The 8,965-nt window shown below is 71.8% G+C and carries 8 protein-coding genes and 1 pseudogene; 5 read left to right on the top strand and 4 right to left on the bottom strand.

All coding sequences use genetic code 11. The features are described 5' to 3' along the window. Nucleotides 1-157, top strand: a pseudogene (locus tag ACFPZN_RS50590) (2-oxoacid:ferredoxin oxidoreductase subunit beta); the annotation flags it as partial. 632 nt (nt 158-789) lie between these two features. Beyond that, nucleotides 790-1,470 carry a TetR/AcrR family transcriptional regulator gene (locus ACFPZN_RS50585; RefSeq protein WP_378291446.1) on the top strand — a complete coding sequence of 227 codons (681 nt, stop codon included), beginning with the start codon at nt 790-792 and terminating at the stop codon, nt 1,468-1,470. A 94-nt stretch (nt 1,471-1,564) separates the two neighbouring features. Here ACFPZN_RS50585 and ACFPZN_RS50580 read toward each other — a convergent pair whose 3' ends face one another. Next, nucleotides 1,565-2,077, bottom strand: coding sequence for a DUF6879 family protein (locus ACFPZN_RS50580; protein ID WP_378291444.1), 513 nt, complete (start codon nt 2,075-2,077; stop codon nt 1,565-1,567). Nucleotides 2,078-2,172: 95 nt separating this feature from the next. Next, on the bottom strand, nt 2,173-3,363 hold the full coding sequence (locus ACFPZN_RS50575; RefSeq protein ID WP_378291442.1) for a thiolase family protein: 1,191 nt from the start codon (nt 3,361-3,363) through the stop codon (nt 2,173-2,175). Nucleotides 3,364-3,473: 110 nt separating this feature from the next. On the opposite strand from ACFPZN_RS50575, the gene ACFPZN_RS50570 reads away from it, so the two are divergent. Then, the gene (locus tag ACFPZN_RS50570; RefSeq protein WP_378291439.1) at nt 3,474-4,355 is read left to right on the top strand and encodes an alpha/beta fold hydrolase; all 882 of its coding nucleotides are present in this window, start codon (nt 3,474-3,476) and stop codon (nt 4,353-4,355) included. Between the two features lie 45 nt (nt 4,356-4,400). On the opposite strand, the gene ACFPZN_RS50565 is transcribed toward ACFPZN_RS50570, so the two are convergent. Further along, entirely contained in the window at nt 4,401-6,107 is a 1,707-nt protein-coding gene (locus ACFPZN_RS50565) for an N-acyl-D-amino-acid deacylase family protein (RefSeq protein WP_378291437.1), read from the bottom strand. 184 nt (nt 6,108-6,291) lie between these two features. Between ACFPZN_RS50565 and ACFPZN_RS50560 the strand changes: the two genes are divergently transcribed. Together ACFPZN_RS50560 and ACFPZN_RS50555 are read left to right on the top strand one after the other, a co-directional pair. Further along, nucleotides 6,292-7,098 carry an SDR family NAD(P)-dependent oxidoreductase gene (locus tag ACFPZN_RS50560; RefSeq protein ID WP_378291435.1) on the top strand — a complete coding sequence of 269 codons (807 nt, stop codon included), beginning with the start codon at nt 6,292-6,294 and terminating at the stop codon, nt 7,096-7,098. Between the two features lie 28 nt (nt 7,099-7,126). Further along, nucleotides 7,127-7,315, top strand: a complete 189-nt coding sequence (locus ACFPZN_RS50555) for a ferredoxin (protein ID WP_378291433.1) — start codon at nt 7,127-7,129, stop codon at nt 7,313-7,315. 180 nt (nt 7,316-7,495) lie between these two features. Here the strand turns inward: ACFPZN_RS50555 and ACFPZN_RS50550 are convergent, their stop codons facing one another. Then, nucleotides 7,496-8,704: an amidohydrolase family protein gene (locus tag ACFPZN_RS50550; RefSeq protein WP_378291430.1), complete on the bottom strand. Its 1,209-nt coding sequence runs from the start codon at nt 8,702-8,704 to the stop codon at nt 7,496-7,498. Between the last annotated feature and the right edge of the window lie 261 nt (nt 8,705-8,965).

The following is an 8,965-nucleotide window of genomic DNA, read 5'->3' as shown; positions in this document are numbered from 1 at the left end:
CGCCTTCGAGCACACCCCCATCGGGATCTTCCGCGACATCGACCGCCCCTCCTACGACGAACTCCTGCGCGACCAGATCGACGAAGCCGTCGACACCCACGGCGAAGGCGACCTGGCCGCCCTCCTCAGCAGCGGCGACACCTGGCGCATCGGCTGACCGGCCGGATCGGCCGATCGGCTCATCGGACCGTCATCGGGGACGGTGCCGCCGGGGTGCGTGCCCGTGGTGGGTCACGATGGTCCGGGAGGCACGGCGTTCGGTCCGCTTGGCGAACCGACGCCGGGGAGTGGGCGGCGGTGGCCCGATGCGCTGGAGCAACCGGGCGAGCACCGTGATCTTCGACACGGGACGGACCATGCCTGGCTCCTGACGACGAGGCCCGCGGAGCGCCCGGGGACGGCCGCTCCGGGGGCGGGTTCGGAGGCGGGTTCGGATGAATCCGGTACGTAATTGCAATTCTCCTTTGCGAGAAGAGCGATATCAACCGGTGCGCGGAAACCCCTTGCCGCGGGGCTTTCGGGGCGCCGGCGTCCGCCCGCGGCGGGTGCCGCGCTCACCGCCCTGACCAGGCGACTCCCCCGAGGACGGCGCCCGCCCGCGAGCACGGGCGCGCCGGTGGTGCCGGCATCGAGAACCCCTCGCACGGCCGGCCGGGGCTTCGGCGGCGGGCTTCGGGGCGCCACGCCGCCGGCCGAACTTCTCAGGTCGTCCAGTCCGGCAGGCCGCACCAACTAGTATGGAAGTGTGCGCACACTTACCAGCCGGAAGCTTGGAAGCGAGGAGTCCTCTTGACCAGTTCGGCAACACATTCGTCCGAGCCCGCCAGCGAGGCTCCGCGCCCCCGCCGGCGGCTCACCGCCGAGGCTCGGAGGAGCTCCATTCTGGCCGCGGCGAGGCGCGCGTTCACCGAGAGCGGCGACATGAGCGGCACGACGATCAAAGTTATCGCCGAGCACAGCGGCATCAGCGAAGGCGTGATCTACCGGCACTTCGAGAGCAAGGACCAGTTGTTCTTCGAAGCCGTCGTGGAACCGCTCAAGCAGGCCGTGGACGATCTCGTCGCGGCGACGGCGACGGTCGACAAGGACCAGCCGCTCACGCCGGAACTGCAGCTCAGGACGATGACCGGGCTTTACCGGCAGCTGATCTCCACGCTGGAGGAGATCCTGCCGCTGCTCGGCCTGGTGCTGTTCGGCGACCCCCAGGTGGCCCGCCGGTTCTACCGCGACAATTTCGCGGTCGCGATGGACCGGCTGGCCGAGGCGTGGCGCGAGGTCGAGGACCGGTACGGTTTCCCGTTCGAGTCCCCGGACATCTCCGCCCGGGCGGTAATGGGCATTGCGTTCATCCTGGCGCTGGAGAGCCACCACAACCGGGGATTCGACCGCCATCGCGCGGTGTCACTGATCAGTGAAGGCACCGTCAAAGGTTTCTTCCCAGCGATCGAGCCCGCGCGCAAAAAGCGCTGAAAACCGGAAAGGCGCCCCCACCCCGCGCCCGGTTTGTCGTCTCGTGAGCGTTATGAGTATCCGCTCACTCTCCGGCGTCCTCGTGTGACGCCCTTCAGCGGGGGCCGTACTCGTGGTGCGGGATCGCCACCGCCCAGGCCGACTCGAACGCCTCCCGGCACAGCTTCACCATCTCGGCGGCGGTGGAGAGCTGCTGCTCGGCCTGGCGGTCCGCGCCGTCGAGCACGTTGAAGATCACCATCTCGTCGTCCAGCAGGAAGAAGTCGTTGCCCGGCATCAGGATCCCGGACACCAGGCGCCTGGGCGCCCAGCGGAGCTCCTCCCGGGGGTCCACGGCCCGCGTGCTGCACTCGAAGGCGAAGCGCTGGTACTCCGACAGCGGCTCCGACACCACCTTCACCCGCCGCAGGCTCATCCCGGCCTCGACCCGCGCGGCGACCCTGCGGCGGGACGCGCCGGCGGCGCGGGCGACCCGGTCGGTGTCACCGGCCCGCCAGGCCGCGAACATGACGCGGTCGACCGCGTAGTCGTCCCGCATCTCCATCTTCAGGATGCTGCGCGCCCGTCCGAGCAGTTCGCTCCGGCGCGCCACCGAAATCGGTTCCATATCCCCCCTCGGCCGACCAGCCCGGCTGGAATCGTACGCCGGGCGCACCCGGACCCGGCAGGGCGGCCCTCCCGCCGGGTCGGTGCGCGAACCCGCTACGCCGGCGCGGGCACGTCGAGGACGAGCGCGGTGGCCATGCCGCCGCCGGCGCACATCGCCGCCACGCCGACGCCGCCGCCGCGGCGCCGCAGTTCGTGGGTGAGCGTGAGCACCATCCGGGCGCCGGTCATCGCGACCGGGTGGCCGAGGCTGCAGCCGCTGCCGAGGACGTTCACGAGGTCCTCGTCGAGGCCCAGATCCCGCACCGCGGCGATGGGCACGGACGCGAACGCCTCGTTGATCTCCCACAGGGCGACGTCGCCGATCGACAGCCCGGCGCGGTCGAGCGCCTTGGGGATGGCCAGGGACGGCGCGAGGCCCGTGTCGGCCGGCGGCACCCCGGCGGACGCCCAGGCCCGGACGACCGCCAGCGGCTCCAGCCCGCGCTCCTCGGCGAAGGACCGGTCGGTGACGACCAGGGCGGCCGCGCCGTCGTTCACGCCCGCGGAGTTGCCGGCGGTGATGCTGAAGTTCTCGATCTCGGGGTGCAGCGGCTTGAGCGAGGCGAGCTTCTCCAGGGTGGAGGTGCGCCTGGGGTGCTCGTCGACCGCGAACGTGACGCGCGTGCCGTCGCGGCGGGTGACCTCGATCGGGAAGATCTCCTCCTCGAAGCTTCCGGCGTCGATCCCGGCGACGGCGCGCCGATGGGACCGGAACGCCCAGGCGTCCTGGTCCTCCCGGCTGATCCCGGCCTTGACCGCGGCGTTCCAGCCGACCGTGATCGTCATGTCGCGGATCGGGGCGTCGGGCGTCTCGCGGTGGCTGGGGGCCAGCCAGTCCTCTTCCCAGTCGTCGGTGCCGGGGACGCGCCGGTCGGTCCTGGGGGCGGTGGAGCTCGACTGGACGCCGCCGGCGACGACGACACGGTCCATCCCGGCGATGATCGAGGAGGCGGCGGTCTGCAGGGCGGCGAGCCCGGAGGCGCAGTGGCGGTTGTGGGCGATGCCCGGCGCGTTCACCAGGCCGGCCTCGATGGCGGCGTAGCGGCCGATGGCGCCGCCGCCGTAGAGCGACTCCCCGAGCACGACGTCGTCCACGACCTCGGGCGGGAGGCCCGACCGCCGGACGGCCTCGGCGACCGCCCCCGTCCCGAGTTCGAGCGCGTCGACGTCGGCCAGGGTCCCCTTGTACGCGGTCCCGATCGCGGTCCGGGCCCCGGAGACGATCACTGCCTCATGGCTCACCATGCGTCACTCCTCTCGTGGAACACCCGCCGGGCGCGAAACCCCTGATCGGGGCGGTGCCAGTAAATGAGTAAGTATTTCCTCAATTAGCGATTTCATAGTAACGTCGGCTCATGGTCACGGCAAGGGTGAACGGTCTGACGGTCGGCTACGAGGTGATCGGCGAGGGGCGGCCGTGGGCGATCACGCCCGGGGGACGGGTCGCCCGGGACTCGCCCGGCGTCCGGGAGCTCGCGGAGGCCCTCGCGGAACGCGGCAACCGGGTGCTCATCTGGGACCGTCCCAACACCGGCGAGTCCGACGTGTGCTTCACCGGCTCCTCCGAGTCGGCCATGCAGGCCGACACGCTGGCCGCGCTGCTGGCGCACCTCGACATGACGCCCGCCGTGATCGCCGGAGGCTCCGGCGGCTCGCGCGTCTCGCTGCTGACCGCCGCCCGCCACCCCGGCACGGCCGCCGGCCTGGCGCTCTGGTGGATCAGCGGCGGCGTCTTCGGCCTCCTGTCGATCGGCTCCTACTACTGCGCCGGGTCGATCCGCGCGGCGTGGGAGGGCGGCATGGAGGCCGTCGCCGAACTGCCCGAGTGGGCCGAGGTCCTGGAGCGCAACCCGGCCAACCGGCGGCGCTTCCTCGACACCGACCCCAAGGAGTTCATCGCCACCCTCGAACGCTGGCTGGCCGCGTACTGCCCCCGCGACGACGAGCCGGTCCCCGGCATGTCCGACGCCGACGCGCAGGCCCTCGACCTTCCGGCCCTGGTGTTCCGCAGCGGTGCGAGCGACCTCCACCACCGGCGCGAGACCTCCGAGCAGGTGGCGGCGCTGCTCCCCGGCGCCCGGCTCGTGGAGCCGCCGTGGGGGGACGCCGAGTGGAGCGAGCGGCAGGCGGCGCGCACCTCCGGGGAGGCCCCCGGCCTCTTCGTGCGCTGGCCGCTGCTCGCCCCGGTGCTGGACACGTGGGCGCGCGAGGCGATCCCCCTGGGCGCCGGGGCCTGACGGACGGCCGCCGTCACGAAGCCCCGGGCCGGGGAGGCCGAGCGGTCAGGCGGGGGTGACCACCCGGCCGGGCCGCTCGCCGGTCAGTTCGTCGTGCTCGACCAGGACCCTGCCGTTGACGATCGTGTAGTCGTAGCCGCGGGCGCGCTGGACGAACCGGCTGGCGCCGAGCGGGAAGTCGTCCACCATCTCGGGCGTGTGCAGGTAGAGGTCCTCGAGGTCGAGGACGTTGATGTCGGCGAAGGCGCCCGGGGCGAGGACGCCGCGGTCGGGGATCCCGAAGAGGTCGGCGCCTTCGAGGGTGAGCTTCTTGACGGCCCGGCCGACGTCGAGCAGGCCCTCGTCCCTGACCCAGTGCTTCAGGAAGAAGGTCGAGTTGCCCGCGTCCATCGTCAGGGCGACATGCGCGCCGGCGTCGGCCACGCCCACCACGACGTCCGGGTTGGCGATCATCTCGGCGACCGCGCCGAGGTCCTGGTTGAGCACCGGGTAGTAGAGGAGGCCGAGCCCGCGGGTCTCGACCGTGTAGTCCAGGAGCGCGGCGGCGGGGCTGGTGCCCCGGCGGGCGGCCTCGGCGGCCAGGCTGTTGTCCGGGCTCACGTCGTAGTCGGCCGACCCCGGGGGCATGAGGTAGAGCTTGGCGGGGTCCTTGGGCGCCAGCGGGCCCGACTGCTCCACCGGCCGTTCGGCCTCCTCGGCGAGGCGGCGGCGCAGCGACGCGTCGGCCAGCGCCTCCAGCCGGGCGGCGAACGGCCGGGCCATGAGGTCGGCCCAGGCCGGGAGCGCGTCGTAGGGGGTGCGGCCGACCAGTCCGTAGAGGATCGCGCTGCCGCGCACCGAGGTCATCGGCCGCACGTCGGCGCCGCGGCCCCGCGCCGCGGCCACCTCGTTCATCACCCATTCCCACAGGCCCGGTCGGCGGTCGCTCTGCATGATGGAGAACGCCAGCGGCCGCCCGGAGGCGCGGCTGACCTCCTCCATCCACGCCATCTCGGCCCGGGAGTTCTTCCGCTCGGCGCCGTCGCGCTCGCCGATGCGCGGCACGACCTGGAAGGTGCCGCGGCGGCGGGCGGCCAGGACGTCGGCGATGGCGGCGAGTTCGGCGGGCAGCGCGAAGGTGCCCGGCACGGGACGGCCGTCCGGCACGGTGTGCATGTAGGTGCGGGAGGTCGAGAAGCCGAGGGCGCCGTTGTCCATCGCCTCGGCCACGACGGCCGCCATCCCGGCGATGTCGTCGCCGGTGGCGGGCGCCTCCTCCAGGCTCCGCTCCCCCATGACGTAGTACCGCAGGGCGCAGTGGCCGACCAGGCCGCCGGCGTTGACGCCGAGCTCCCGGCGGCCCAGGGCCTTGAGGTACTCGCCGTAGGTCTCCCAGCCCCAGTCGAGCCCGGACATGATCGTGTCGGCCGGGATGTCCTCGACCGACTCCATCATCCCGGCCAGGTAGCCCTCCTGCCCGGGGCGGACGGGCGCGAAGGTGACGCCGCAGTTGCCCAGGACCACCGTGGTCACGCCGTGGTGGCAGGACGGGGTGGCCGCCGGGTCCCAGAAGAACTGGGCGTCGAGGTGGGTGTGGACGTCGATGAACCCGGGGGTGACCAGGCGGCCGGAGGCGTCGATCTCGCGCCGGCCCCGGCCGTCGACCGCGCCCACCACGCTGATCCGGTCGCCGTCGACGGCGATGTCGGCCCGCCTCGGGGCCGAGCCCGTGCCGTCGGCCACCTCGCCGTGACGGATCACGAGGTCATGCATGGTTCATGTCCTTCCGACCGGAACGCCCACCAGAAACAAAGCGTGTGCTCACTCACCATAGCCCGGCGTTCCGCCGGAGTCATCCCTGGCAAGCGGAGAGAGTATGTGCTTACTTTGCTAGAGTTGATCCGGGTCCGGGCCCGGCCCGCTCCGACGAATCACCTCTGGAGTTCTCTTGGGATCGATGGACGGCCGCGTGGCGCTCGTCACGGGCGCGAGCCGCGGCATCGGGCAGTACATCGCCGAACGATTCGCGGCCGAGGGAGCGGCGATCGCCCTGGTGGCTCGCACGGTCTCCCCCGGCTCGTCATCGCTGCCCGGCTCGCTCGACGAGGTCATGGGCCGCATCAGGGACAACGGCGGCCGGGTCGAGGCCGTCCCCGCCGACCTGACCGTCCCCGAGGACGTCGAGACGGTCGTGGAACGCGCCGAGGCGGCGCTCGGTCCGGTGGACACGCTGGTGAACAATGCGGGCGTGAACTTCTACGGGCCCGCGCTGGACATCCCCGCGCGCCGCTACGGACTGATGTTCCAGATGATGGTGCACGCCCCGTTCCGGCTGTGCCAGCTGGCGGTTCCCGGCATGATCGAGCGCGGGCGGGGCTGGGTGCTGAACATCACCTCCAAGCAGGCCCGCCACCCGATGGGGCCGCCGTACCCCGACTGGGCCAGCGACGGCTGCGTCCCCTACGGGATGTGCAAGGCGGCGCTCGACCGGCTCACCACCGGCCTGGCGGCCGAGCTGCACGGCACGGGAGTGAACGTCAACTCGCTGGGAACCTCCGGCCTGGTGATGACGCCCGGCGTGGCCGTCGTGTCGCCCCACACGCCCGACAACGCCCCGGTGGAGGACGCCGACGCCATGGCGAACGCAGCCCTCGCGCTGTGCGGCGCGCGGCCCGCCCCCGTGACCGGCCGCATCGCCTACAGCATGGAGCTGCTGGGACGGCCGTTCCCCGACGGGCCGTGGGCCCTCTCGGCGACGTTCTGACCGATCCGACGACGAAGGAGAACCACTGATGAAGGTCACCGTGGATCCGGACCTCTGCCAGGGGCACGCCCGCTGCTGGGAGATCTGCCCGGAGGTGTTCTCGCTCGACGAGCAGGGGCACGGGGTGGTCTCGGTCCCCGAGGTCCCCGCCGAGTTCGAGGCCGGCGCCGCCGAGGCCGCGGCCAACTGCCCCGAGCGCGCCATCAGCGTGCACTGAGCGTGCACTGAGACCTCCTGGCCGGCCCGGGCCGGAGCCGGGCGCCCGCACCACCGCGGTGGACGCGAGCGCCCGTTTTCGGCGTTCCACGGCCGTCTTCACCTGCCGCGGCCTCCGCCCGACACGGCGTCGCCGCCGCCCTTCCGGGCGGCGGCGACGTGGCGTGCGGGGCGGGAGGCGTCAGGGGACCGCGATGGTCGCGGGGTCGGCCGGCGTGAAGTTGTAGACCCGGGAGGCGTTGCCGACCGTGATCTTGTGCTGCACGTCCTCGGGCAGGTGCCCGAGCCACTTGTTGGCCATCTCGATGGTGTCGGGCCAGGTCGAGTCCGAGTGCGGGTAGTCGCACTCGAGCATCACGTTGTCCTCGCCGATGATGTCCAGCAGCCGGAGGCCGGCCTGGTCCTCGATGAACGTCCCGAAGACGTGGTCCTTGAACAGCCGGCGGATGTCGGTGTTCAGGTCGAAGGAGGCCTCGCCCTTCTGCTCGCCGCGGTCGTGGGCGGCGTTCATGTCGATGTCGAAGCGGGACGCCCAGAACCGCTGCTTGTCGACGACCTGCTCGGCCCGCTCCAGGAAGTAGGGGATCCAGCCGATCGACCCCTCCGACAGCGCGATCTTCAGGTTGCCGAACTTCTCGAAGTTGCCGCTGAACAGCCAGTCCAGCAGGGTGCCCGCCTGGTTGGCGGCCGCCGAGTACGCCATGAACGCCAGCGTCGGCATGTCCTCGGACGTGCGGATCAGGTTGGACGAGGACCCCACGTGCATCGACACGACCAGGCCGGTCTCGTCGCAGGCGCGCCAGACCGGGTCCCAGTGGCCGGTGTGGATGGACGGCAGCCCCAGCTTGGTCGGGTTCTCCGAGAACGCGATCGACTTGGCGCCGAGGCCGGCGGTCCGCTCGATCTCGGCGGCGGCGGCCACCGGGTCCCACAGCGGGATGATCATCATCGGGATGAACCGGCCCGGGTAGGCCTGCGCGAACTCCTCCAGGATGAAGTCGTTCCACGCCTGGACGCACAGCAGCCCGAGCTCCTTGTCCTTGGCCTCGTGGAAGACCTGGCCGCAGTAGCGGGGGAAGGACGGGAACAGCATCGACGACAGCACGAAGCCCTGGTCCATGTCGGCCACGCGCGCGGCCGGGTCGTAGCACCCGGGCCGCATCTCGTCGTAGGTGATCGGCTCCGGCGAGAACTCCTCGCGCTTCTTGCCGGCCACCGCGTTCAGGCCGGTGGTCACGATCTGGCGGTCCTCGTAGACCCAGAACTCCGAGTCGCCGTCGCGCACGATCCGGGGGCCTGTGTCGCGCCAGCGTTGCGGCAGCCGCTCCTGCCACAGGCGCGCCGGCTCGATGAGGTGGTCATCGACCGAGATGAACCAGTTGAACGACATACAGCCCTCCCAACCGCTCACCCGGGAGCGGGGACTTTTGAAAGCGAACGCTCACATACATCGTAGGCGGAGGGCCGCCGGTACGCCAGTGGCAAATGGCCGCACGCCGACGGCAGGACGAACGGCAGGCAGAACGGCAGGCAGAACGGATGGAAGGACGGCGCGCAAAAGCGGCGCGCGAGTCGGCGCGCCGAACGGCGCGCGAGAACGGCGCGGTGGGCGGCCCTAAGGACGGCGGGGAGAACCGCCGGGAAGGAACGG

Origin of the sequence: Actinomadura rugatobispora (genome assembly GCF_042656285.1) — a bacterium.
Classification (GTDB): domain Bacteria; phylum Actinomycetota; class Actinomycetes; order Streptosporangiales; family Streptosporangiaceae; genus Spirillospora; species Spirillospora rugatobispora.
The sequence above is the reverse complement of the archived record's forward strand: the minus strand, read 5'-3'. Positions and strand labels throughout refer to the sequence as shown.

What these genes read in the sequence shown, in the direction of transcription:
- ACFPZN_RS50580 (WP_378291444.1), bottom strand. Translation starts at nt 2,077, where the DNA reads ATGGAACCGATTTCGGTGGCGCGCCGGAGCGAACTGCTCGGACGGGCG.
- ACFPZN_RS50575 (WP_378291442.1), bottom strand. Translation starts at nt 3,363, where the DNA reads ATGGTGAGCCATGAGGCAGTGATCGTCTCCGGGGCCCGGACCGCGATC.
- ACFPZN_RS50570 (WP_378291439.1), top strand. Translation starts at nt 3,474, where the DNA reads ATGGTCACGGCAAGGGTGAACGGTCTGACGGTCGGCTACGAGGTGATC.
- ACFPZN_RS50565 (WP_378291437.1), bottom strand. Translation starts at nt 6,107, where the DNA reads ATGCATGACCTCGTGATCCGTCACGGCGAGGTGGCCGACGGCACGGGC.
- ACFPZN_RS50560 (WP_378291435.1), top strand. Translation starts at nt 6,292, where the DNA reads ATGGACGGCCGCGTGGCGCTCGTCACGGGCGCGAGCCGCGGCATCGGG.
- ACFPZN_RS50555 (WP_378291433.1), top strand. Translation starts at nt 7,127, where the DNA reads ATGAAGGTCACCGTGGATCCGGACCTCTGCCAGGGGCACGCCCGCTGC.
- ACFPZN_RS50550 (WP_378291430.1), bottom strand. Translation starts at nt 8,704, where the DNA reads ATGTCGTTCAACTGGTTCATCTCGGTCGATGACCACCTCATCGAGCCG.